The organism is Morganella morganii (assembly GCF_019242955.1).
Taxonomy (GTDB): Bacteria; Pseudomonadota; Gammaproteobacteria; order Enterobacterales; family Enterobacteriaceae; genus Morganella; species Morganella sibonii.
The window spans coordinates 2,872,493-2,897,934 of the sequence record NZ_CP066129.1 but is presented as its reverse complement, the minus strand read 5'-3'; the positions used below and the strand labels follow the sequence as shown (position 1 = coordinate 2,897,934).

24 protein-coding genes and 1 tRNA gene are annotated in these 25,442 nt (G+C 48.8%); 13 read left to right on the top strand and 12 right to left on the bottom strand.

From position 1 onward, the window contains the following. Positions 1-504: 504 nt before the first annotated feature. Both JC793_RS13780 and JC793_RS13775 read right to left on the bottom strand, forming a co-directional pair. The gene (locus tag JC793_RS13780; protein ID WP_182107203.1) at positions 505-1,773 is read right to left on the bottom strand and encodes an aromatic amino acid transporter; all 1,269 of its coding nucleotides are present in this window, start codon (positions 1,771-1,773) and stop codon (positions 505-507) included. Between the two features lie 134 nt (positions 1,774-1,907). Then, entirely contained in the window at positions 1,908-3,278 is a 1,371-nt protein-coding gene (locus tag JC793_RS13775; RefSeq protein ID WP_166708237.1) for a tyrosine phenol-lyase, read from the bottom strand. Positions 3,279-4,573: 1,295 nt separating this feature from the next. On the opposite strand from JC793_RS13775, the gene JC793_RS13770 reads away from it, so the two are divergent. Both JC793_RS13770 and JC793_RS13765 read left to right on the top strand, forming a co-directional pair. Next, positions 4,574-4,649: transfer RNA gene (locus JC793_RS13770), tRNA-Thr, on the top strand. 186 nt (positions 4,650-4,835) lie between these two features. Then, a complete protein-coding gene (locus JC793_RS13765; RefSeq protein ID WP_218426438.1) occupies positions 4,836-4,985 on the top strand; it encodes a hypothetical protein in 150 nt (49 codons plus the stop codon). Between the two features lie 55 nt (positions 4,986-5,040). Here the strand turns inward: JC793_RS13765 and JC793_RS13760 are convergent, their stop codons facing one another. Together JC793_RS13760 and JC793_RS13755 are read right to left on the bottom strand one after the other, a co-directional pair. Continuing rightward, positions 5,041-6,195, bottom strand: a complete 1,155-nt coding sequence (locus JC793_RS13760; RefSeq protein WP_166708235.1) for an SGNH/GDSL hydrolase family protein — start codon at positions 6,193-6,195, stop codon at positions 5,041-5,043. A 29-nt stretch (positions 6,196-6,224) separates the two neighbouring features. Beyond that, positions 6,225-6,833 carry a TetR/AcrR family transcriptional regulator gene (locus JC793_RS13755; RefSeq protein ID WP_166709006.1) on the bottom strand — a complete coding sequence of 203 codons (609 nt, stop codon included), beginning with the start codon at positions 6,831-6,833 and terminating at the stop codon, positions 6,225-6,227. Positions 6,834-7,041: 208 nt separating this feature from the next. Here JC793_RS13755 and JC793_RS13750 point away from each other — a divergent pair, with 208 nt between their 5' ends. From JC793_RS13750 to catA, 5 genes are all read left to right on the top strand, one after another. Continuing rightward, a complete protein-coding gene (locus JC793_RS13750; protein ID WP_218426437.1) occupies positions 7,042-8,004 on the top strand; it encodes an alpha/beta fold hydrolase in 963 nt (320 codons plus the stop codon). A gap of 186 nt (positions 8,005-8,190) precedes the next feature. Then, positions 8,191-8,811, top strand: coding sequence for a hypothetical protein (locus JC793_RS13745; protein ID WP_218426436.1), 621 nt, complete (start codon positions 8,191-8,193; stop codon positions 8,809-8,811). A 146-nt stretch (positions 8,812-8,957) separates the two neighbouring features. Next, entirely contained in the window at positions 8,958-9,371 is a 414-nt protein-coding gene (locus JC793_RS13740) for a hypothetical protein (protein WP_218426435.1), read from the top strand. 190 nt (positions 9,372-9,561) lie between these two features. Continuing rightward, positions 9,562-10,200: a hypothetical protein gene (locus JC793_RS13735; protein ID WP_247717259.1), complete on the top strand. Its 639-nt coding sequence runs from the start codon at positions 9,562-9,564 to the stop codon at positions 10,198-10,200. A 149-nt stretch (positions 10,201-10,349) separates the two neighbouring features. Beyond that, entirely contained in the window at positions 10,350-10,991 is a 642-nt protein-coding gene (catA, locus tag JC793_RS13730) for a type A chloramphenicol O-acetyltransferase (RefSeq protein WP_166708231.1), read from the top strand. Between the two features lie 671 nt (positions 10,992-11,662). On the opposite strand, the gene JC793_RS13725 is transcribed toward catA, so the two are convergent. Next, positions 11,663-12,235, bottom strand: a complete 573-nt coding sequence (locus JC793_RS13725) for a helix-turn-helix domain-containing protein (protein ID WP_052927506.1) — start codon at positions 12,233-12,235, stop codon at positions 11,663-11,665. 94 nt (positions 12,236-12,329) lie between these two features. Between JC793_RS13725 and JC793_RS13720 the strand changes: the two genes are divergently transcribed. The 4 genes from JC793_RS13720 to JC793_RS13705 all read left to right on the top strand — a co-directional run bounded on the left by JC793_RS13720 (position 12,330) and on the right by JC793_RS13705 (position 15,964). Beyond that, positions 12,330-13,505 carry a benzoate/H(+) symporter BenE family transporter gene (locus JC793_RS13720; protein WP_218426434.1) on the top strand — a complete coding sequence of 392 codons (1,176 nt, stop codon included), beginning with the start codon at positions 12,330-12,332 and terminating at the stop codon, positions 13,503-13,505. A 133-nt stretch (positions 13,506-13,638) separates the two neighbouring features. Continuing rightward, on the top strand, positions 13,639-14,256 hold the full coding sequence (locus tag JC793_RS13715; RefSeq protein ID WP_218426433.1) for a DJ-1/PfpI family protein: 618 nt from the start codon (positions 13,639-13,641) through the stop codon (positions 14,254-14,256). Next, the gene (locus JC793_RS13710) at positions 14,253-15,026 is read left to right on the top strand and encodes a GNAT family N-acetyltransferase (protein ID WP_218426432.1); all 774 of its coding nucleotides are present in this window, start codon (positions 14,253-14,255) and stop codon (positions 15,024-15,026) included. Before JC793_RS13715 ends, JC793_RS13710 begins: the two co-directional genes overlap by 4 nt. A 2-nt stretch (positions 15,027-15,028) precedes the next feature. Continuing rightward, positions 15,029-15,964: an alpha/beta hydrolase gene (locus JC793_RS13705; protein WP_218426431.1), complete on the top strand. Its 936-nt coding sequence runs from the start codon at positions 15,029-15,031 to the stop codon at positions 15,962-15,964. A 76-nt stretch (positions 15,965-16,040) separates the two neighbouring features. On the opposite strand, the gene uspF is transcribed toward JC793_RS13705, so the two are convergent. From uspF to cysZ, 7 genes are all read right to left on the bottom strand, one after another. Continuing rightward, positions 16,041-16,475 carry a universal stress protein UspF gene (gene uspF / locus JC793_RS13700; protein ID WP_004240247.1) on the bottom strand — a complete coding sequence of 145 codons (435 nt, stop codon included), beginning with the start codon at positions 16,473-16,475 and terminating at the stop codon, positions 16,041-16,043. A gap of 132 nt (positions 16,476-16,607) precedes the next feature. Continuing rightward, positions 16,608-16,955 (bottom strand): DUF3024 domain-containing protein, encoded by a 348-nt coding sequence (locus JC793_RS13695; protein ID WP_218426430.1) that lies wholly within the window; start codon positions 16,953-16,955, stop codon positions 16,608-16,610. Between the two features lie 285 nt (positions 16,956-17,240). Continuing rightward, a complete protein-coding gene (gene crr / locus JC793_RS13690) occupies positions 17,241-17,750 on the bottom strand; it encodes a PTS glucose transporter subunit IIA (RefSeq protein WP_004240252.1) in 510 nt (169 codons plus the stop codon). Positions 17,751-17,799: 49 nt separating this feature from the next. Then, positions 17,800-19,524, bottom strand: a complete 1,725-nt coding sequence (gene ptsI, locus JC793_RS13685) for a phosphoenolpyruvate-protein phosphotransferase PtsI (protein WP_046894803.1) — start codon at positions 19,522-19,524, stop codon at positions 17,800-17,802. Positions 19,525-19,646: 122 nt separating this feature from the next. Continuing rightward, on the bottom strand, positions 19,647-19,904 hold the full coding sequence (gene ptsH / locus JC793_RS13680; RefSeq protein WP_004240254.1) for a phosphocarrier protein Hpr: 258 nt from the start codon (positions 19,902-19,904) through the stop codon (positions 19,647-19,649). A 276-nt stretch (positions 19,905-20,180) separates the two neighbouring features. Continuing rightward, positions 20,181-21,137 carry a cysteine synthase A gene (gene cysK, locus JC793_RS13675; protein ID WP_107679956.1) on the bottom strand — a complete coding sequence of 319 codons (957 nt, stop codon included), beginning with the start codon at positions 21,135-21,137 and terminating at the stop codon, positions 20,181-20,183. A gap of 190 nt (positions 21,138-21,327) precedes the next feature. Beyond that, a complete protein-coding gene (gene cysZ / locus JC793_RS13670; protein WP_218426429.1) occupies positions 21,328-22,080 on the bottom strand; it encodes a sulfate transporter CysZ in 753 nt (250 codons plus the stop codon). Between the two features lie 234 nt (positions 22,081-22,314). Here cysZ and zipA point away from each other — a divergent pair, with 234 nt between their 5' ends. Both zipA and ligA read left to right on the top strand, forming a co-directional pair. Further along, positions 22,315-23,310 (top strand): cell division protein ZipA, encoded by a 996-nt coding sequence (zipA, locus tag JC793_RS13665; RefSeq protein WP_208323389.1) that lies wholly within the window; start codon positions 22,315-22,317, stop codon positions 23,308-23,310. A 72-nt stretch (positions 23,311-23,382) separates the two neighbouring features. Beyond that, entirely contained in the window at positions 23,383-25,404 is a 2,022-nt protein-coding gene (gene ligA / locus JC793_RS13660; protein WP_218426428.1) for an NAD-dependent DNA ligase LigA, read from the top strand. Positions 25,405-25,442 lie beyond the last annotated feature (38 nt).

Here is a 25,442-nt window from a genome sequence, read left to right as displayed (position 1 = left end):
TGTGCCGATAAATAACGATTTTTGCATGATTTATCCTGTAAATGCAGCGAACAAACGATTGCATAACTTTATCACAGAGTTGCACTCTGAGTGATAAAGTGTCGTGATTTTTTTACACCGGACAACGGGGAAAATTGTGCGCGGAACCTTGCAGGACGGTGCGGGATGAGTAAGATACGCGGTACGTGGTAGTTATCAGGGTGATAGTTATCACGGTTTTGGAGAGATTATGAAAGCGCTTTACCGTAAGTTTATCAAAAAAATTGATCAGTTTTCCGCTCTTATTCCGATGCGTTTTTTCTGATCCGGCGTTCCCGTCTCTCCCTGCGTGTCATATGAACAGCCCTCTGTAACTGAATAAGTAACCGCAACGCCTGACGGCGGGTAAACAGCGGGTGTTGCCAGTGTAACAGGGTGAAATACATGATTTGCCTCCCGGCAGATCAGAGAGAACCGCTGCACAAGCGGCCGGAGCATTATCTGCATCCGGCCGTCTGTCACCTTTTATTTAAATGCCGGCAGCCAGCCGAACACGTCCAGAATAACCGTCAGATACACAATCGCACCGCAGACAATCACCAGATTCAGTACCGCGTTATTACACGGCGAACGGTAAATAGTTGCGCTGTCGCTGTAGCGTTTACGTGAGGCTTTTACCAGGAACGGCGGTAAAATCACACTCCAGATAGTAAAGGCCAGACCGGCATAACCGATGGCATAAACGAATCCGTTCGGGAAGAAGAAGCACACCACCGCAGGCGGCAGATAAGTGACCACGGCTGTTTTGAAACGGCCGGCGCTGTCATTTTTAAAGTTCAGCAGGTCGGCAATATAGTCAAACAGACCGAGTGTCGCTGCCAGCAGGGAGCTCGCCACGGCGAAGTTACCGAAGAATGTCAGGATGACATCCATGGTTTTGCCTGACATTACACCGCCGATAGCCTCAACGAACACATCAATATTCCCGCCTTTGGCAATAATCGGTGAGAAATTGGCGCGGCTGATATTACCCATTGTGACGCCCAGCCAGAAGATATACAGCAGAACCGCAAATATTGTCCCGATAATGATTGAACGGGTAATAAAGCGGAATTTTGTTTTACCGTACAGCTTCACCAGACTCGGCACGTTACCGTGGAAACCGAACGAAATAATACAGAACGGCAGTGTCATCAGGACATAGGGAAGATATTTCGTTCCGGGGATGGCGACCGATGCGGAATCCAGCAGATTGGCAATTTCCACATGCGCAACCAGACCGGAAAATGTGGCAAAGAACGCGATAAACTTACCGAAAATTAAAATAGTGGTAATACGCCCGACCCATAAGGAGCTGTACCAGACAATCGCGGCCACCAGACAGGCGACAATCACGACTGCTGCTTTTATCGGCAGCGCAACACCGGTATATTTTAATATCGTCTGAGCCAGTACAGCGGACGACCCGGAGATATAGGCATATGTCAGAATATAGAGGACAAACCCGAAGGCAATACCCACGACGATATTCCATTTTTTGCCCAGTAACTCAGTGGTAAAGGTATTAAAACTGGCGCCCGGTTCAAAATGCAGGTTAACTTCAACTAACATCAGACCGGTCAGTAACATCATAATTGAAACTAAAATCAAAATAACGGTGGCACCGGAAAACCAGACACCGGCCATCGCAATCGGCAAAGAAAACATACCGCCGCCAACGACTGTTGCTATAACAAGCATGGTTCCGCTGGTCAGTCCGGGTGATTTATTTGTATCGGCACTATGAATACTCATAATAAAAGTTTCCTATTAATGATAAATATCACCAACAGCATTCATATTTATCGATTTTATTTGTTCTTTATTGTTATAGGGATACAGAGACAAAAAGGCCCCATTAAAATAATGAGGCCGCTGTCATCAGATAATTACACGTAATCAAAGCGTGCTGTGAAGAAACGTAACTGCTTCGGCTCGTAAATGAACTTCAGCCCTTTAATGTCTTCTTTGTGCTTGAACAGTTTGATAATACCGTCAGCAACCAGATCCATGTGTGCATAGGTGTATACACGGCGCGGAATAGTCAGACGAACGGTTTCCAGCTTCGGACGGTGATGGTCGCCGGTTTCTTTGTTACGGCCTGCGGAGATAATACCGCGCTCCATAGAACGGACACCGGTTTCCATGTAGATGCTGGCTGCCAGGCTCTGTGCCGGGAACTCATCCTGGGTCAGATGCGGGCAGAAACGGCGTGCATCGAGGAATACTGCGTGACCGCCGACCGGCTCAACAATCGGTACACCGGCTGCTTTCAGTTTTTCGCCCAGGTAACGAACCTGCTTGACGCGGTGCTCGATATATTCGAACTGCATCGCTTCGCGTAAACCGATAGCCATCGCTTCCATATCACGACCGGCCAGGCCGCCGTAAGAAGGCATCCCTTCATAAACCACAACCAGTTCACGTGCAGCAGAGAACATCTCGTCGTCGTTCATACACAGGAAACCACCGATGTTCACCAGACAGTCTTTCTTACCACTCATGGTACAACCGTCAGCGTAGCTGAACATTTCGTGAACGATGTCTTTAATGGAGACATCTTCGAAGCCTTCTTCCTGCTCTTTGATAAAGTAGGCGTTTTCCACACAGCGGGTCGCATCGTAGAATACTTTGATGCCGTGTTTATCACATAACTGACGGACTTCACGCATGTTTGCCATTGAAACCGGCTGACCACCCGCGAGGTTTACAGTCACTGCCAGGCAGATGTAAGCGATATTTTCCGCGCCTTTCTCTGCAATCAGTTTTTCCAGTTTCTTAACGTCGATGTTGCCTTTGAATTTCACATCCAGGCCCGCATCGTGAGCTTCATCGCGGACGATATCGATGAATGTCGCACCATTTTTTTCCTGGTGATAACGGGTGGTGGTGAAGTACATGTTACCTGCAACATACTGACCCGGTTTGATCGCTAATGAAGACAGTAAGTTTTCTGCACCGCGGCCCTGGTGAGTAGGAACAATGTGTTTAAAGCCGAATAATTCCTGAACGGTTCTTTCCAGGTGGAAGAAGTTTTCGCTGCCCGCATACGCTTCGTCACCCATCATCATGCCGGCCCATTGTTTATCGGACATGGCGTTGGTGCCGCTATCGGTCAGTAAGTCTACATAAACATCTTTGGAATTTAACAAGAAAGTATTGTACCCGGCCTCTTTCATTCTTTTGATACGCTCTTCGCGAGGGATCATGGATACGGTTTCAACACTTTTAATACGATACGGTTCTGCTGGATACATCATGGTAAAATCTCCAATTATTTATAATAATAACTCGATAATTTACACAGGCATTTATCTGTTTATAAATCTCATGCCTTGTGAATGATATAGCAATTGTAAATCCGGTAGTGTTCTTGTCTTAATTCAAATTCAGTTTTTAATTTTCTGTTGTTTCTTTTTCTGCCATCCGTTTCGTTTGGCGTGAAATCATCATGCGTGAAAAAAAATGAAAAGGGAATGGGGACGGTATAAATAAACGAAAGGTGTATTAACTACAGGTGTAAACCGGGTGATCTATATCACTTAAACTAAAATATTTCTTTTTATTCATAAAGTTATATTTGTTAACCCTATGTTGTGTATTTATGGGTAATATACGATTTTCATGGCATTAAAGTCAGGGTTAAATATAAATAATCTAATGGCTGCGGGTGGTTATACAGTAATGCAAAGCTGTTGTATTCGGTGTTTTTTTATAAATGTTAATAAAGGGTAAATAAGGATGGTGAAGTGATAATTTAAATCTATCTTTACAGGATGAATAAATAAACGAGTGAAGAGTTCTGTTATGTCTTAATCAAGACTATGCATTACATACATGTATACCGCATTTTATATGAAAACATCTAATTAATACCCATTGTTATAATCACACTTGTTTATATTGATCGTACGGAAAAACATTATGAATTATTGAATCCTTAAACTGAAACCAGAGATAAAAATAAAAATGTGACACAGTCAGGATAAATTTGATGATAAAGATCACATTGATAATGTTACGTTACATGAATGAAAAACAAGCGGACGGCGGGAATAACAAAGATAATTAATTAAAGCAGTGAATTGTTATGCAATGCGGTATATGACCGTTTAGTGATCATATTCACGGTTTCACATTTACAGTCATGTTAGTAAAGCAAAATGGTGTACTGGAATATTTACACTATCTGCGAAAGAAGAGTAACAGGATATTTGTAATGTACATATCTGCGAAATAAATTTATCAGAATAAAATAATTAAAAAATAAATTAATACAGATTGTATTGCTGGTTTTTGTCGCTGGTTTGGGGTTTTTATTGAGTTTAATCCGGTTTAGTGCGTTATTTTACTTTGGTCGTAAATGGTGGCGTTTACAGATGACGACATCATTTTTCGCATGTCCGGCAGCAGCCCGATGAAAATGCAAAATATGGAATTTGTGCATCAGATCACGCAAGGCAGGCATGAATAAAGACGCAAAAACAGACAAACCGGCCACGATTTCCGCTTTTTTTCTTGAAAACCCGGCGGAGCAGGCGTGTAATAATGGCGTGCCGGATTAGCTCAGTTGGCAGAGCAGTTCATTCGTAATGAAAAGGTCACCAGTTCGAATCCGGTATCCGGCACCATTACCTGTCAAAGAGTCAGCGATTATCTCCCGATACCGGCTTTTCACCCCGGGACGTATTTGAGACGTAACCCGGTCGTTCTTTTATACTCCGTCTTCCGGAGCTGATTATCAGTCATCATATTCCTGCTGTATATTTAACCAGCAATACAGAGACTAAGCATTATTTTAATCTGAGGAATATAAAATGACTGATAAAGCAAATAACGGAAAGAAAGAGGCCGGAAACGAAAATCTGAAGAAGATACCTTCGCTGACAATCAAGCCACCACCACTTACTCCCCCGCCAACGGGGACAGTAACCGCGCCGCCGATTACCACGCCGCGGCTGCAATAAAAGTATAACCGGGTTATATACCGAAGCCCCGCTGAAATTGCGGGGCTTTTGGGTGTCAGGCGCGGATAACGGCCTGCGGGACAGACAGTGCGACCCGCTGATGCCCTTTATGATTAAGATGAAGATGATCTCCTGAATCATATTGCGCGCTGAGCTGCTGAGGGCAGTCCGGGTTGCGCACCAGCAGATCGCTGTCAATCACGGCATCAAACTCACCGCTCGTCCGTATCCAGTGGTTTATCTCCTGCCGTACAGCTTCTTTTTCTGCCGAATAAAAATCGTCCATGCTATATCCTCCGGTTCCGCGCAGGGGCACCAGTGTGACAGCCGTCATGCGGATATCCTTTTCCCGCGCCATGGTCAGTAATTGCCGGTATCCCGTAATGACATCCGCTGCTGAAGGTACAGAACCTGCCGGATCTAACGCCGTTCCTGCCAGCCCGATATCATTGAGTCCGGCCTGTACGATACAGGCAGTGACACCGGGCTGCTGAAGGACATCCCGTTCAAACCGTGACAATGTACTGATGCCGATAGTGTTTTTCAGCAAGCGTGAACCCGATTGCCCGGCATTCACCACGGCAATATTTTCATCAATAAAACGTTCAGCGAGTAAATCAGTCCAGCGGCCGTATGTGTCCATTTCGACGCCGTTACCGTCAACCATCGAATCACCGATAACCACGAGTGTCGCGGCCTCCTGTTCCGGCTGAATCAGCACGCTTTCAAGTAAAAGGCGGGAGCTGAGAAACTGACCGTCAGCATCTTCTTTCCGGGCAGCCCGGTTGCCCGGTTCCAGTAAGGAAAAATGACGCGCATCCCAGTGAAAGGTATTGAGCGGCACCGGCTCCGGCAGGAAAGTCCGCAGAGTGATGACTGATAATGACGGAATGTGCAGCGGGATCTCATCACTGTGCAGAATATCGCCCGCAGGAATCACTGCGCCGGGTTGTCCGCCAAAGGTGACGGGTACTGCGCTGTACAGGCCGGAGACGGACAGATAACTCTCTCCGGCCACCAGGGGTTGTGTGCCGTAACGGTTGGAAAAAACCAGCCGCAGTTTTTGCCCGCCAAGGCTGATACGAAATGTCTGCCGGAGGGTCTGATTGCCGGTGATGGCCGGAATATCCGCCGGAAACGGAAATGTCTCACCGGATGCCGGCTGAGAGGTTGAAAGCCATGTGCATACCGGATGAAAGGAAGAGGACATCAGGGATTCTCCTGTCAGTGAAAACAGATTCAGTGTGTATCCGGCGGGGTGGTCATCGCATCAAACGTGTGCATGGCAACCTCCGCCATCGCCAGCAGGCGGGCGCGGCTGACGCCATCCCGTGCCTGGACAGAAATTCCGTGCAGCAGTGTGGCAATGTAATCCCCCAAAGCTTGTATATCGGTATTTTCCGGTATATCACCGGACTCAGCACCACGGCGGATACGCTGTATGATGCCGTCTGTCCGTGCACGGCGGTGATCGGCCAGCCAGTGCATGATGGCTTCGTTTTCAGTGGTATAGTTAGTCAGTGACAGCACCACCATACATCCGCGCGGCCGGTCATCACGGGTATAGGTATCAATAGCAGCGGTCAGCAGGTGTTTTATGGCACTGCGGGTATCCGGCTCAGCCATGGCCGCACCGGCAAAAGCGCCTTCTTCGGCCAGATAAAGGGCTATTGCCTCACGAAACAAATTTTCCTTCGAGCCGAAAGCGGCATAGATCCGGGCTGATGCAATACCCAGTGCAGCAACCAGATCAGACACCGACGTGCCTTCATAACCACGTTGCCAGAACACCTGTTCAGCCTTACGTAATGCCTCTTCGCGATCAAATTCTCTTGGTCTGCCTGCCATCATTAATTCTCCGTATACGTTATCTGAAACAAATGCTATCAGTTCTTTATCGGTTAACAAAGAATTATTTTTTAATGATTGACAAAGATTTGAATTCCCCCGTAATCTATTAATTGTCGATTGACAAACAATTGGTTCCGCAACAGGAAATACCCGTTCTTACGGGCTGCCCGGGACTCTTATCATTTACAGATTATACGGAACAGGTATGAACACATTATTCAGGAAGGTATTACTGGCAGCAGTCATGACGTTCGCAGTGCACGGTACGGTGTCTGCGGCAAATACACTGAAACAGCCGGTAACACCAGCAATACAGGCGAATGAAGCAGATTTTCAGCATCACTACACGGATGTGGCCGGGCAGCGTATCCATTATGTGACAGCGGGAAAAGGGGAGCCGGTATTACTGATCCCCGGCTGGCCGCAGACCTGGTATACATGGCGCTATGTGATGACAGAGCTGGCTGCGCAGGGATATACGGCGATAGCTGTGGATCCGCCGGGAACCGGTTACTCCGCCCGTCCGGAGAGCGGTTATGATACCGGCGCGGTGGCAACGGTGTTACACACCATGATGCATCAGCTGGGCTATAAAACGTATTCGGTTGTTGGTCACGATATCGGCATGTGGGTCGGTTATGCACTGGCGGCGGATTATCCTGCGGATATTAAAAGAATAGCGTTAACGGAAGCGGTTATTCCGGGGCTGGCGCCGGCACCGGCTATTTTTGTTGATCCGGAAGAGAATATTTTCCTCTGGCACTTTATGTTTAATCAGGTGCCGGATTTACCGGAAATGCTGACTGCCGGAAAAGAGCAGGACTATCTGAATTTTATTTTTGACCACTGGGCTTACCGCCGTGATCGCGTTGCGGCACAAACCTATATCGCTGCCTATTCTTCGCCGGGCGGGTTGCGTGCCGGATTTGCCTATTACAGGGCTATCCCGCAAACCATCCTGCAGAATAAGCAGCGGGCAGAGAAAAAACTGATGATGCCGGTTCTGGCTATCGGAGCGGATCACGCTACCCGTGATGCCCCGCAGCAGACAATGCAGGGAAGAGCCGCTGATTTGCAGGGGGCGATGCTCAGTGAATGCGGTCATTTTGTGACAGAAGAATGCCCGGAACAGCTGATGGATGTATTACTGCCATTTTTACGTAAATAAAAATCCTGACGACAGATATAAGGACTGGTCAGTCAGCAACCTCAAGCCTCCGGAATGGAGGCTTTATTTTTTACTGGCACTTTTGTTCAGGATTGATATTGTCTGTTGCCGGAAAACTGCCGGCCTGAGTAATAAGTCAAATACGGCACGACAACGTTATCATGAAATCAACGGGTATATTTAATAATGAAAAAAATAACGATGCTATCTGCTTTGATTGCGGCATCTCTGCTGCTGGGAGCCTGTGATAAATCAGAGGCAGGTAATACAGTTAAACATGAACAGTCCGGCGCGCGTTATTCCGCACCTTTCGGGCTGACCTGGGGGATGACCGAAGAGGCGCTGGCACCACGGCTCGGCAGTCAGCCTGAGACAGATAACAGTGAGTATGCCTGCCCGCTGACCAAAGTGACTTCCAAAACATTTTCCGGCGGATTAAATGAAGCAGGAGAGTACGAGTTCCGTTTTTTACCGCAGTACGGACAGCCGGATTTCAGCGGGCTGGTCGGGATCGGCTATTTTTATTCCACTGACGATGAAACCGCGTATCAGACTCTGCTGAAAAAATTACAGCACGACCTTGAAGCGGAATATGGCAAGCCTTCAGTACTGGAAAGTAAAAAAGCAGATGAAGAGCATTTCATTTATAAATCAAAAGAAAAAGAGATCAGTTTATTTGTAATGATGCGGGATGCCCGTTTCTATATTTCGCTGGATTACAGTTACTTCCCTGAAGAACATCAGGTATCGCTGAAGAATAATATGCAGAAAATAAAAGAAACCTGTGTTAAGCAGCGGGAAGAGTAGTACGTCACTACGTACAGAAAACTACCCGGTTACTTATTGTTTTATGCTGTAACACCGTCATATTAGTGATGGTTTTCTCAGAATATGATGTCCCGGTAACTTATACTGGCCACCAGGGAAAATCATCACAAAGCCGGGAGCAACGGATGCATAAACAGATTTTCAGGGAATTGTTTAAGCCGGACAGCACATCGGTTCTTGCGCGATGGCCGTATTTTATTGCCAATTTGTGGCTGGGGCTGTTTACCGGGCTTGCGGTACTGACCATGCCGGTGTATCCGGATCTGCTGGGTTTTCCTTACTCTTCCTTTTATTTCTTCACTTATATTGCGGTTGCCGGTGGTATCTTTCTCTGGTGTTCAGTCAATATTCTTGCTAAACGGCTGCGTGATATCGGTTTTACGATGGCCTATAATACGTCGATATTGTATACCGTTATTGATTTGCTTCTGATATGGCAGACGGATTATCTCATTGTGGATCTTATCAGCATTGCGATCACGATTATGATTATGCTGATCCCCGCCGGATATCTGAATAAAAAAGAAATATCTGTCTGAACCCTCTTTTCCCGGAGATAAAATGTCCGTTTATTTCGTCATTTCTGTTCTGATTATTTTTATTATTATCCTGCTGATAGTATTAACTATTACCGATAAAATTGTAATCAGGCGGAAAAAAACCGTTTATTTATCGCTGATTGTGCTGTTTTTTGCTTTTTTTATTAAAAGCACGCTATCGGAAAAAGAGGTGCAGTTAAAAACGCGTATTATTGATATGTCACCGACACTGAAAGCCATCAATCAGGTTGATCCTGAGGCGTTCGATGCCTTTTTTGCCGATTATAAAAATGCCGGCAGTATCCCGGGAAAAAGAGAAGGGCACTATATGCGGGTACAGCAGTGGGCTACTGCAAATCTTAAACATCTGCTTTATCTTGCGGCAGATGATGCAGTCATTAATTACGGGAAAATGCGGCTGGAATTTTTACAGAAAGCGCTGGCACAGGATACATCCGGTGACTTCTGCTTTCGCGTGTTGCATCCGGAAGTGTCAGGCCCGCCGGATATGAAACTGGCCTCCGGGGAATACCGCAATTTTATTATCAGCAACAGAGCGGTACTGGATCTGGTGAATTCTGCCGGTGAAGGCGTTCCTGTTGAACACTATTCTGCGGATGATATTAATATATTATTTTCAGCGCAGATACAGGAACCGGCGGATAAATACGGTGACCGTTTCCTGATGGATGACCCGCTTGCACTGGCGGAAAATAAGCGGCAAACCTGTCAGATGGAAATTGATCTGATGGATGCGGTGCTGAAAGCACCGCCCCGTGAATCAGCGGAATTGATCCGTTATGTATTTGCGGATGAGTGGCCGGAATAAACAAAACCGGACTTAATACATCTTAAGCCCGCATCTGATATCATTATTCTGCATCAAGCGGCTTACGGAGGACGGGATGCTGCCCATTGAGACAACCAGACTGCCTTCTGATTATTAATATTTTTCGCTATTAATCAGAAGGAATAAACATGAATTTTACCAGAATTGATTTGAATACCTGGAACCGCAGAGAACATTTTGCTCTTTATCGTCAGCAGATTAAGTGCGGATTCAGCCTGACCACAAAACTCGATATTACTGCTTTGCGTACCGCACTGGCGGAAACAGATTATAAATTTTATCCGGTGATGATTTATCTGATCTCCCGGGTTGTTAATCAGTTTCCGGAGTTCCGGATGGCAATGAAAGATAATGCACTGATTTACTGGGATCAGACCGATCCTGTATTTACTGTTTTTCATAAAGAGACTGAAACATTTTCTGCGCTCTTCTGCCGTTATTGTCCGGATATCAGTGAATTTATGGCGGGCTATAATGCGGTGATGGCAGAATATCAGCATAATACTGCATTGTTCCCGCAGGGAGCGTTACCAGAGAACCACCTGAATATATCATCATTACCCTGGGTGAGTTTTGACGGATTTAACCTGAATATCACCGGTAATGATGACTATTTTGCTCCGGTGTTTACTATGGCGAAGTTTCAGCAGGAAGATAACCGCGTATTATTACCTGTTTCTGTGCAGGTGCATCATGCCGTTTGTGATGGCTTTCATGCAGCCCGGTTTATTAATACACTTCAGATGATGTGTGATAACGTACTGAAATAATTTAATTAATACTTTATTTAAGCCACTGTATCCGGAAGGAATAGTGGTTTTTTTTTTATCTTTTCGTTGTGATGTGTAATCTCGTTTCAGAATGGTTCAGGATCACTGTACGATAATGCTCCCGTAGTTTGGTAATATCCTTAATAAGAAAAAACAAGCAAAGACGAACAGCAATAGTAATAAAAAAGCAGTAACAATAACAGTAATAATATAGTAACAACACCAGATGAAGTTATAACAATAATAATATTTATAATAATAGCACTTATGATAATAGTACTTATAACAATAGTATTTACAACACCAGAAAGACTGCTGCGACAGTCGTTTTAAATAATACCAGAATGCTGTAAAAGCACCTGTAGTATTAACATTAGTATTAACATTAGTATTAAAATCAGTAGTAACACCAGTGAAAACATCATGATGGTATAGAAATATGCCTGAATATGTTTAATTAAACAATAAATAAACCGCCATGTATAACAGAAGATAATATTCTGGTTGGCATTCTTTCTGTTCAGTATAAACATATCGTCCGGTTTCATCAGTACGGTATATAATAAGTTAAACTGAACAGGTATATATTTTAGTTTAATTTTTTGATGTTATAAATAAAGTAAGACGATCTGCTAAGTCAAAGCGGGGTATATTTTTATACCCCGCTTTTTTTATCTGCCGGCAGGGTGCGGGTAGTGGATCAGATTGTGCAGCGTGACCACGGAATGTCCGGGGTTGGCGTATGCATGCGGGATATCCGCGTGGAAGCGCAGAGATTCCCCGGCCGAAACAGTATGCCATTCATCTCCCAGCCGCAGCTGTAATGCGCCTTCCAGCACAATGACATGCTCGATAACGCCCGGCTCATGCGGGCCGGATTCACTGAGCGCCCCGGGCAGCAGGTCAATCTTCAGTAAGTCTGTTTTCAGTTCATCATCAAACGGGATCAGCGGTGTGACACGCATCCCGGAGCGGGTCTGCTCAAAGACCGGCAGTTTTGCAAAAGGGTGAAGCCCCGGTTGCTGCTGTGGTTGTGCGCCTTCCAGAAATACAGAAAAAGCCACATTGAATCCGGTGGCGATTTTCCAGAGTGTCGATACAGTCGGGCTGGACTGCCCGCGTTCAATCTGGCCGAGCATGGCTTTGCTGACGCCTGTCAGTTGTGCTGCCTGGCTGAGACTCAGTCCGCGTTCGGCACGCAGTTGTTTAAAAGTTTCAGCAACAGCCGGTGTGATATCGTGCATAAATTGTCATTATTCCGGGTGATCGTCATTGTCCGTTATAGCATCCGGTGGTAGAGTTCCGGTCGTATGCTATAACATCCGATGGTGTGTTCCTATGACTAAGTTAACATTTTTTCGTGCCTTTTCTCCAGCAATGATGATGACGGGACTGGTTGCTGTACTGGTCGGTTACGCCAGTTCGGTGGCCATTATTTTACAGGCACTGGAGGTGGCGGGGCTTGATGCCGCACAAACCGGCGGCTGGCTGATGATGCTGGGGATCGGGATGGGGGTGACGACTATCGGCTTGTCACTCTGGTATAAAATGCCGGTGCTGACGGCCTGGTCCACACCGGGAATTGCGCTGCTGGTCACCAGTCTATCCGGTGTGAGCATCAGTGAAGCCGTCGGAGTGTTTATTTTTGCGTCCGGGCTGATGTTTTTGTGTGGTGTAACCGGTATTTTTGCCCGGCTGATGAATCACATTCCCCGTGCGCTGGCGTCAGCGATGCTGGCAGGCATTCTGTTGCGTTTCGGGCTGACGGCATTCGGTGCGCTCGATATCAGTTTCGTGTTGTGCGCCGCCATGATTGCCGCTTATGTGGTGATGCGGCGGATTTTCCCGCTGTATGCCATCATTGCGGCACTGATCACAGGGATTACCGTGACCGGACTGAGCGGTGACCTGCATTTTGTCCGGACGGGCAATGTGTTTGTCCTGCCGGAATTTGTGATGCCGTCATTTACACTGACTTCTCTGATCAGTGTCGGTATTCCGTTTTTTATTGTGTCTCTGGCCTCTCAGAATGCCCCGGGGATTGCGATTTTACAGGCTAACGGCTATCCGCCGCATACCTCAGTATTGCTGGCCTGCTCCTCGCTGGCGGCGATGGTGCTTGCACCGTGGGGCGGATTCAGTATCTGTATTGCCGCGATCACCGCTGCGATTTGTATGGCACCGGATGTGCATCCTGATCCGGCACAGCGTTATACCGCAGCTGTCTGGGCGGGAATATTTTATCTGCTGGCCGGGATTTTCGGCGGAGCGGTATTTATGCTGTTCAATGCCTTTCCGGCGGTTCTGATACAGATCCTGGCCGGGCTTGCACTGCTGACAACCCTGATGAACAGCCTGCATCAGTCACTGGCGGATGAAAAAGGGCGGGATGCAGCGATTATCTGTTTTCTGCTGACAGCGTCCGGCATTACGCTGCTCGGCATCAGCTCTGCTTTTTGGGGATTACTGGCGGGTATTGTGGTGCATCAGATTATGGCGGTGCGCAGACGCTGAGTATCAGCGCAGCCATGAAATACCTTAACATTCTGATAAGGTACATGGCGGCTTATGTTATAGAGTGGAGCAATCTGCATCTGTATTCATCTTCCGGATGCTCAAAACCCGTGTTTTTACCTGAGAGGTTCCGATGAAAACTATTGCTATAGTGATTTTTGATGAATTTACAGATATCGATTACTTTCTGATGCGGGATATTTTCGGACGGGAAAAACAGGCGTGGACGGTAAAAGTGCTTGGCACGAAACCCGTTCATGTCTCTGTACTCGGACAGGAAGTGAAAACAGACGGGCCGTTGTCTGAGGCTGCTGATGCGGATGCTGTGCTGTTCACCAGTGGTCAGAAAGGCATTCCGGCGGCACTGGCAGACCCGGCATTTACCGGGGCATTACAGCTGAACCCGGAAAAACAGTTGCTGGGCTCTGTATGTGCCGGTTCGTTTATCCTGCATAAACTGGGGCTACTGACGGGCCTGCGTTCGACAACTCACCCGGATGCCATGGCACGTTTCAGAGCTGAGGGGGCAGAGCCGGAAGATACACCTATCGTGATTGCCGGTAATATTGCTACCGCAGGCGGGTGTCTGTCTGCTATCTATCTGACCGGCTGGGTGGCGCAGCGCCTGTGTGATGATAACAAACGCCGGGATATTCACCGCCAGCTGATCCCGGGCGGCCAGGAAGTGTTATTTGAAGAACTTATCTCACAGACACTGGCCGAATCTTACGCTGTTCCGGAGACACCATGAGTTTACAGAATTACCGCGCCACAGAGCGTCATTTCTGGCGCAATATCGTACAAACCGTTATCACTGTCAGTGATCGTGCAGAGTGTTATCTGACACCGTTACCGGTGCCGGTATTTAACTATATCTATTTGCAGGCCGGTGCGGATAAAAATGAATTTGCACAGGCACAGCAGGCTTTTTCCGTTCATCACAAACCCCATTGCCTGGTGGCGGAGAAATCTGCCGCGGAAGCACTGCATCCGCAGATTCAGGCTGCCGGTTATGAGGCTGACGGTGAAACCAGTGCCATGCATCTGAATATTGATGAGTGGCAGCCATCTTCTGTCCTTCCGGCGGGATGTGAAATCCGGGAGGTCAATGATCAGCTTGCGTTATGGGCTGAGCCGCTGGAAGCCGCGTTTCCGGCTGATGAGGAAGACGGAGAGGAAACGCCGCAGTTCAGTATCATCAGTGATTATATCAGCTATCATCAGCGCGCAATGGCAAACGGTACTGAGCTGCACCATGCGGTTTTACTATGTGACGGGAAACCGGTCAGTTGCATCACGCTGTCTCTGTCTGAATGCGGGGCGCGGATTGACGATCTCGGGACAATACCTGCACATCAGGGCAACGGTTACGCCACACTGCTGCTGGACCATGCACTGACACTGTGCCGGAAACGCGGGTTTCGTGATTGTTATCTGGAAGCCTCTTCTGAGGGGCTGAGTTTGTATCAGAAGCTGGGTTTCCGCACATTGTTTGATTATCTGTTTTATGTGAAGGGGTAAAAATGCGTCAGGCTGTCATCGGTGCATTACTGGGTTGTCTGCTGATTATGCCGGCAATGGCATCAGAAACAAAAAATAGCGGGAAAGCAGCGGCCCGGACAGAAAGTCTTGTCCGGCAGGATGGCAGTGATATTCATTATTACCTGTTGCATCAGCAGGCGGAACCGACCCGGAAATTGCTGGTGCTGATTCAGGGCTCAGACTGTAACAGTGCCAAAAATAACCGTTTTATGGTGGATACATTCGGTGGTGCGTTCCCGGATCATGACATTCTGCTGGTGGAAAAATACGGCATTACCGATGCGCTGCCTTTTAATGACCGTGATGGTGAGCGGGCAGATTGCCCGGCGGAAACCATGCTCAACGATACTTTGTCAGTCCGGGTCAGTGATTATGCGGCGGTGCTCGATCGTCTGAAAGGGGAGTATGGCACAGTGCTGCTGCTGGGCGGCAGCGAAGGGGCAACGGTTGCGGAGCATACCGCGCTGGCGTCACCGGCGGTTGATGCGGTGGTGGCGATCAACGGCGGCGGGCGCTTTTTCCTTGATGATGTCACGGATAGCTTCCGCAATAGTCCTCAGCCACCTGAGGAGACTGAATTAGCCGGTTTTCTGGCATTTACCGATGCGGTAAAACGCAATGAGGTGGCAGACGATATGCTGGTCAGTCAGCACGGACCACGCTGGTGGCGTGAATATCTGGCGGCAGATGCACAACAGGTGCTGAACGGTCAGACAAAACCGGTTCTGGTTATTCAGACGCTGAATGATACCAATATTAGTATCACATCGTTTAAGCAGATGCAGAATGCGGTGGTGAACCCGGCCGTGACATTCAGAACCTTTGATAATCTGGATCACTACTTTAAGGATAGTGACGGAAACCGCCATACCGGACAAATCCTGTCAGTTATCCGTGACTGGTATGCCGGACAGTGATTATCTGCGGGATTGCGGGGAAATAAAAAAAACAAACGCCCGTTAAAACGGGCGTTCAGTCAGGCACTGCCGCGTATCAGCGGACAACCAGAACCGAGGTATGGGCGTAACGCACAACAGCCGCCGCATTAGAGCCAAGCAGATAGGTGGACATATCCGGGCGGCGTGAGCTGATCACAATCAGGTCACTTTCCAGGGTATCCGCCAGTTTCAGAATCTGATCTTTTGGTGAGCCGGAAACGACATGCAGCTCAAACTGCTCCGCAGGCAGATTAAAATCACTGACCATCTTCGCCAGTTGTTCTTTGGCGCTGTCCAGAATCTCATCTTTTTCCGGCAGGGTTGCGGCATAGGCAATGCCGAACGACGCAAAGTGAGAGAATGACGGGATCACAGCGATAAAGTGAATTTTGGCATTTTCAAATTTGGCTAATGTCTGAATCGTCGGGATCACCTCGCGGGTCAGCCCGGTTTCGGAAATATCGATTGGAACTATAATCGTTTTATACATACACACCTCTCAATCTGAAAGCCGGCAAATAAGTTATTAGTAATAGTAACCTGCGTAAAGAGCACTATACGTGAAAACGATCAAAATTCACAAATAAACCCCTTAACGGGGCTTAATTGTGTGATGTGGTGACTAACTGAAAATAAAACGGTCAGATTTATCATCCAGAATCTGTTTCAGCAGTGTACTCAGTGTGCCGGCCGGGGTGTCGGGATCCGGCTGCCATTTATTGTTATCCACATAAAAAAGCTGCCAGTTATCATCAGCTTCTGACCAGGTCAGTTTGGCGATTTGTTTTTCGATGGTTTGCGGAGTGCCGCACGGGCAGACGAGTTGTTTCTGATAAATCAGTATGTTGTTATTGTCAGTACGGTACTGAACATCGAACTCATCGGGGATATGACCATTCGGATACAGGCGCTCAGTGAACAGGCGCATGTTCTGCTTTATTTGCTGTGTCTGAACTGAATTAAATTCCATAGCATTACCATTTTGTGACGAACGAAAATGAAAATATCCCGTTTATCCCGCCCGCCGTTCCGGCGGACCCGGCCGCATCAGGCAATATGTTATCTGCATAAATTGCGGACCGTCACGGGAGATCATGTTAGCGCATTTCACTGAGGTGAGAAATACTTTTCCGGCTGTTTCCGGATAACAGGCAGGGGATAATACAACAGAATTAATCAATCAAAGGAAAACAGGCGAAAAAAACGGCTTCCGCAGAAACCGTTTTTCAGTGTACAGACTATGGTGCAAACGCTGTTATTTTTTGATTTTAATGACAACAGTTTCACCGACAGTGACCGGGCCGGTCATTTTGGTCATCTCTTTGATTTCATCCATATTAGAGATAACCACCGGAGTCAGGGTGGATTTGGCTTTCTCTTCGAGCAGAGCCAGATCAAACTCAAGCACCAGATCACCTTTTTGTACGCGCTGGCCTTCTTCCGCAATACGTTTGAAGCCTTCACCTTTCAGTTCGACTGTATCGATCCCGAAGTGAACAAACAGTTCAATCCCGCTGTCCGATTCAATGGAGAAAGCGTGATTAGTTTCAAAAATTTTACCGATTGTACCGTCAACAGGGGCAACAATTTTGTTTCCCGCCGGTTTGATGGCAATACCATCACCGACAATTTTTTCAGCGAAAACAACGTCAGGCACATCTTCGATATTCACAATCTCACCGGACAGCGGCGCCACGATGTCAATCGTGCCGCTGTCTTTTTTATCATCCGAAACCAGCGACTTCAGTTTGTCAAACAGACCCATGAATACTCTCCTAAATGTTGATACGGGACCGGGCGTGAATTTGGCGTTCTCAGCACAGGGTTTTTTCTTTGGTGAAAGTTTCCACCAGTGCCATCAGTTCTGTTGCTGTCGGCTGAGCGAGTGCCTGTTCAGCCAGTGCTTTCGCATCTTCATAATGCGTATTGCGGATCAGTTTTTTGATACGCGGGATAGCAATAGAACTCATACTAAATTCATCTAAACCCATGCCCAGCAACAATAAAGTTGCACGTTCATCACCCGCCAGCTCACCACACATTCCGGTCCATTTCCCTTCCGCGTGGGAAGCGTCAATGACTTGTTTGATAAGGTTCAGCACCGCAGGAGACATCGGGTTGTAGAGATGGGAAATCAGCTCATTTCCGCGATCCACAGCCAGAGTATACTGCGTCAGGTCGTTGGTTCCAATACTGAAAAAATCGACTTCTTTTGCAATGTGACGTGCATTGACTGCTGCCGCCGGGGTTTCCACCATGATACCAACTTCGATAGTTTCATCAAAAGGTTTCTGTTCATCCCGCAGCTGCTGTTTCATTTCGTCCACTATCTTATTGAGTTCGCGGACTTCTTCGACGGAAATAACCATCGGGAACATGATACGCAGTTTTCCGAAAACGGAGGCGCGTAAAATCGCACGCAGCTGTGTATCGAGAATTTCACGGCGATCCAGACAGATGCGGATAGCACGCCAGCCGAGGAACGGGTTTTCTTCTTTCGGCAGATTCATATACGGCAGATCTTTATCACCGCCGATGTCCATAGTGCGGACAATAATAGCCTCATCCGGCATAGCCTGGGCGACTTCTTTGTAAGCACGGAACTGTTCTTCTTCTGTCGGCAGCGAGTCGCGATCCATAAACAGGAACTCGGTACGGTATAAACCGACACCTTCCGCGCCGTTACGTTCCGCACCCGGCATATCACGCACTGTACCGATATTGGCACAGACTTCGACCTGGTGGCCGTCGAGAGTGATGGCAGGCAGATCTTTGAGTTTTGCCAGTTCGGCTTTTTCCGCCAGATAGTCGTCACGCACTTCTTTCATGCGTTCAATATCGTCTTCTGACGGATTGAGATAAATGGTGTTATTAACCGCATCCAGAATCAGGTAATCATCACTTTTGATATTTTCAGTGGCATTACCGGTACCGACGACGGCAGGGATTTCCAGAGAACGGGCCATAATCGAAGTATGGGAAGTACGTCCGCCGATATCGGTGATAAAGCCCAGCACTTTTTTCAGGTTCAGCTGTGCGGTTTCGGACGGTGTCAGATCTTTGGAAACCAGAATAACTTCATCAGCGATGGCGCTGAGGTCAATAATCGGCATGCCGAGAATATTTTTCAGCAGACGGTTACCGATGTCGCGGACATCTGCCGCACGTTCTTTCAGGTACTCATCATCAAGGCCTTCCAGCGCGGTGGCCTGTTCTTCAATCACCTGGTGTACCGCGTAATCAGCCGTTTTTTTGCTTTTGATGATGTCAGTAATTTCATTTTCAAGCTCCTCGTCTTCGAGCAGCATGATATGACCTTCAAAAATTTCGGCTTTTTCCGCACCGAGATTTTTTTCAGCGGTTTCTTTGATGGCATTCAGCTGTGCGGACGCTTTGGCGCGGCCTTCAGTGAAACGCCGGATTTCAGCATCAATCTGCTCAGCAGAAATCGACTTCTGGCTGATAATGATAGGTTCTTCTTTGAGTAACAACGCTTTACCAAAAGCGATACCCGGTGAAACAGAGATTCCTGAAACCATAATAATACCTTTGAGTTTACTGGGGGACGTACAGCAGCGGGCTGCGTGAGCGTACCCGGAAACAGACTATCCCCGGCATGCAGCAATAGCCGGGGATCCTGACAGGTGAGGGCGGAAGGAGATTACTCCAGTTCACCCATCAGTTTGACGAGGTGCTCTACTGCTTTCTGCTCATCTTCACCTTCTGCGGCGATAGTCACCACAGTACCCTGTGTCAGACCCAGAGTCTGTAACTTGAACAGGCTTTTGGCACTGGCGCTTTTGCCGCCGGAAGTCAGGGTGATGTCAGATGCGAAGGTTTTGGCTTCTTTGACAAACTGAGCCGCAGGACGGGTGTGCAGGCCGTTAGGAGCAGTAATGGTGACTTCTTGCTGATACATAGCGTTACCTCATGTTAGAAATTTTTTATCGGCAGTTAATATTAAGACATATAACAGTAATCATAGCCGGAGCAAGTAAAATAGCACAACCCGAAGATTCGACATACGTATTTGGTGTCATTATTTTGAGCTGTGAAATAATTACATTTTTAATACTAAACAACCGCACAAAAATCACCCCGCAGAGTGCCAAACTTTGATCCGTTGCACAAAAAAAGCACCCTTTAAGGGTGCTTTCGATGTCAGGCAGGGCGCGGACTGAATCCGTTCAGTTGATCAGTCATCACTGATATCTGCGAACAGGGCAGTACTCAGATAACGCTCACCGGAAGACGGCAGGATCACAACGATATTTTTGCCCTTAAATTTATCTTCTTTTGCGAGACGCTCAGCGGCAATAACGGCCGCACCGGATGAAATACCGGCCAGAATACCTTCACGCTCCATCAGTTTGCGGGCGGTTGCAAAGGCATCTTCGTTGCTGACAAGTTCAACACGGTCGATCAGGCTCAGATCCAGGTTGCCCGGGATAAACCCTGCGCCGATCCCCTGAATTTTATGCGGACCCGGTTTGATCTCTTCCCCGGCAAGTGCCTGGGTGATCACCGGAGAGCCTTCCGGCTCGACAGCCACGATAGTGACGTCTTTTTTCCCTTTGATATTTTTCAGGTAGCGGGCAATACCGGTGATAGTACCGCCGGTACCGACGCCGGCAACCACCACATCCACATTACCGTCAGTGTCTTCCCAGATTTCCGGGCCGGTGGTTTTTTCGTGAATCGCCGGGTTGGCCGGGTTGCTGAACTGTTGCAACACGATATAGCGGGACGGATCAGACGCGCTGATTTCATCGGCTTTTTCAATCGCACCTTTCATGCCTTTCGCACCTTCGGTCAGTACTAGGTTTGCTCCCAGTGCTTTCAGCAGTTTACGGCGCTCGATACTCATGGTATCCGGCATGGTCAGGGTCAGTTTGTAACCACGGGCGGCAGCAACATAAGCCAGTGCAATCCCGGTGTTACCGCTGGTCGGCTCCACCAGCTCCACGCCGGGCTTCAGAATACCGCGTTTTTCCGCATCCCAGATCATATTGGCACCGATACGGCATTTGACGCTGAAACTCGGGTTACGGGATTCCACTTTCGCCAGGATATTGCCGTGACCGAAATGTTTGAGGCGCACCAGCGGTGTGTGACCAATGGTTAGCGAATTATCTTCATATATCTTACTCATCGGTTTTCCTTATAGGGTTATTCATAATCAGACTAAATATAAAACCACATTACCCGCTGACCGGCGGAAAGGAAATACATAATCGGCATATCCATATAACCGGACGGATAATTAATAGCGAAAAGGCATAAGAGACAGGAAAAACGGCAGAGCGGCGCGATAACCGCCCTGCACGGAAAGGGATGGCCGATCAGCCGCGGACAAACTGTCCGCGGTAGCGATCCACCCACAGCGCGGTGGCACCGCAGACGGCGGCCGGCATGATAAACAGGTTCACAAACGGGATCATGGTCAGCACACTGACCAGTGAACCGAACTGGAGGTTGGTCATATTATCGCGGCGCAGGGTGCGTTTCATGTCCGGGAAACTGACCTTGTGATTATCAAACGGAAAATCCCCGTACTGGACGGACATCATCCATGCACCGAAAATAAACCAGAGTACCGGTGCGATTGTCTGTCCGACCCCGGGAATAAAGAACAGAATCAGCAGGATAACGGCACGCGGGATGTAATAGAGCAGCTTGACCACCTCCCGTTTCAGGATACGCGGAATATCTTTCATCAGATCCGCCCAGCCCTGATCCGGCGCGGGACGCCCGGTCAGTTCCGCTTCCAGTTTCTCCGACAGCCAGCCGTTAAACGGCGAGGCGATGATATTGGCGACGGTACTGAAAAAATAGCTGAAAATCAGCAGCACGGAGATCACCGCCACCGGCCAGATAAGATAATCCAGCCATTGCAGCCAGCCCGGGACTTTATCCATCAGCCAGGTCATCCATCCGCCAAACTGACTGAATAACCACCAGAGTGCACCGCCCATAACCACGATATTGGCCAGCAGCGGCAGAATCACGAAGGCCCGGATACCCGGACGCATCATCAGCCGCCATCCTTGTGCAACATATGCAAAGCCGCTGAGCGGCCTGACAGGATTTGTCATACTTCCTATTCACTCCTATGATTGGAAAACGTTATACTATCAGACTGAACTATTGATTTGTCCGGCCACAAATGAAATGTCAGGATGAAAAATCAGTCAAAAAGAGCAATTAAATGATCTTTATTGCAAGAAATACGTGCAGGGACTTGAACTTAACATCATTGACAAATACTCTTGTAATCAAACGATAGTATTTTGCCATGGTGGCCTTTAATTTAAACAACAGAGATAGCACTGATGCAAGATTTGCGTCTGATATTAATCGTTGTGGGGGCGGCAGCAATCATCGCATTGTTGCTTCACGGACTGTGGACGAGCCGTAAAGAGCGCTCATCCCTGTTTCGCGCGCGCCCCATGAAGCGTCGTAAATACGAGTCACAGGATGAAGCCGCTGATGACATGTCAGAGGCTGACGGCTCCCGTCATGCTGCCGCATTACCGGAAGATCCGGCTCCGCGGGTTTCTCCGTATTCAGAAGCGCAGAATGAGCAGGATCCGTTATTATCTGCCGGCAGAGCATATCCGTCATCAGCGCCGGAAGAGCAGCCTGTGATACCGAAAGCTCAGAGCCCGCGCCGTCAGCCGGTAAAAACACCGGAAACAGAGCCGCAAATCGGATTATTTGATGCTTTAGAGCAGGAAGCACCGGCACCGGATGCCTCTGCTCCGGAGGAAATAACAACGGCAGCGGTGATCACGGCAGCAGAAGCAGAAGCCGGTATTTCCCATACACACGCAGAGGAACCTGCGGCTGAACCGGAAGCGGTTCCGGTACAGGAAGAGGTTCCGGCCAGCAGCGCGGAGAACAAGGAACTGGTACTGGCTTTGTTTGTGTCCGCACATCCGGGACAGATGCTTGCGGGTGACACCCTGCGCACGGCGATTGAGCAGGCCGGGTTCCGTTTCGGTGCCATGAATATCTATCACCGCCATGTAGATCCGGCGGGCAGCGGTCCGGTTCTGTTCAGTCTGGCCAATATGGTGAATCCGGGCACATTTGTGCCGGAGCAGATGGAAGAGATCGAAACCCCGGGTGTGGCCATGTTTATGATGGTGCCGTCCTACGGCGATGCCGGTCAGAACTTTAAGCTGATGTTACAGGCCGCCCAGCGCATCGCATCGGATGTCGGCGGGGTGGTTCTGGATGAAGAGCGTAAGATGCTGACACCGCAGAAAATCGAGGTGTACAAGGCGCGCATCCGGAAAGTTCTCGTCACCGGACAGAACTGAGAAACATAAATCGCATAAAAACCCCCGCAATGACGGGGGTTTTTTTCAGGTATAAACAGATTGCAGATAACTATGATGCCAAAAAATAACGAAAACGACATTGAACAACTGCGCGCCACGCTGCGCCATCATGAATACTGTTATCACGTACTGGATAACCCGGAAGTGCCGGATGCGGAATATGACCGTCTGATGCAGAGCCTGAAAGCACTGGAAGCGGCACATCCGGAGCTGATTACACCGGATTCCCCGACACAGCGGGTCGGGGCATCGCCGCTGAGTGCCTTTGAACAGGTGCGTCATGAAATCCCGATGCTGTCACTGGATAACGTGTTTGATGAGGAGAGTTATCTCGCTTTTGACAAACGTGTGCGCGACCGTCTGAAAGACACGCAGGATCTGACATTCTGCTGTGAACTGAAACTTGACGGCCTGGCGGTCAGCCTGCTGTATGAAAACGGCAGCCTGGTACAGGCAGCAACCCGGGGGGACGGTACGACCGGGGAAAATATTACCGCCAATGTGCGGACTATCCGCGCTATCCCGCTGAAACTGCGCGGGGAAAATATCCCGCAGCGTGTTGAGATCCGCGGTGAAGTCTTTATGCCGCAGAAAGGCTTCGAGGCAATGAATGAGGAAGCGCGCCGCACCGGCGGCAAAGTATTTGCCAATCCGCGTAATGCGGCGGCCGGTTCACTGCGCCAGCTGGACCCGTCAGTGACGGCAAAACGTCCGCTGACCTTTTTCTGTTACGGCGTGGGCGTGCTGGAGGGCGGCACACTGCCGGGCAGTCATTATGAGCGGCTGCAGCAATTTAAAGCCTGGGGATTACCGGTCAGCGACCGGGTTATGCGCTGTACCGGCAGTCAGGCTGTGCTGGATTTCTATCACAATGTGGAAGAGAGCCGTCCGGTGCTGGGCTTTGATATTGACGGTGTGGTGATCAAAGTGGATTCCATCGCACAGCAGGAGGCGCTGGGTTTTGTATCCCGTGCACCGCGCTGGGCGACGGCCTTTAAATTCCCGGCCCAGGAGCAGATGACGGTTGTCCGTGATGTGGAGTTTCAGGTCGGCCGTACCGGTGCCATTACCCCGGTTGCCCGTCTGGAGCCGGTGCTGGTGGCCGGTGTGACGGTCAGTAATGCCACACTGCATAATGCGGATGAAATCAGCCGCCTCGGGCTGAAAATCGGCGATACTGTGGTTATCCGCCGTGCCGGGGATGTGATCCCGCAGGTGGTGGGCGTGGTGGAATCTGAACGTCCGGCAGATGCACGGGAAATTGAGTTTCCGCTCCATTGCCCGGTATGCGGATCAGATATTGAGCGGGTGGAGGGCGAAGCTGTTGCCCGCTGTACCGGCGGCCTGATTTGCGGGGCGCAGCGCAAAGAAGCACTCAAGCACTTTGTGTCCCGCCGCGCCATGGATGTGGACGGTCTGGGCGATAAAATTATCGATCAGCTGGTGGATGCGGAATATGTGAAGACACCGGCGGATCTGTGGAAGCTCACACCCGGAAAGCTGACCGGACTGGAGCGTATGGGGCCGAAATCCGCACAAAAACTGACAGATGCACTGGCGGCATCAAAACAGACCACGTTCGCCCGTTTCCTCTATGCGCTGGGAATACGTGAAGTCGGCGAAGCCACAGCTGCTAACCTGGCGGAACATTTCAGAACGCTGGAGGCCCTGCAGCAGGCGGATACAGAAGCGCTGAAAGCGGTTCCTGATGTGGGTGAGGTAGTGGCGAAGCATGTGGTGAATTTCTTCCGTGAACAGCATAACCGGGAGGTTATCACCAAACTGACGGACGAAGCCGGTATCAGCTGGCCGGATGTGGTGGCTGTGGATGCATCGGCACTGGATAATCCGTTTGCCGGTAAAGTGGTTGTGCTGACCGGCTCATTGCAGATTCTGACCCGTGATGAGGCAAAAGATCGTCTGACAGCTCTGGGTGCCAAAGTGACCGGCAGCGTGTCGAAAAAAACCGACCTGGTGGTTGCGGGGGAAGCGGCCGGCTCCAAACTGGCCAAAGCGGAAGAGCTGGGTATTAAAGTAATAGATGAAAATGAATTTATTGCGCTGCTGAACTGACAACAATGATGAAAAACGGTCTTCCGCGGAAGACCGTT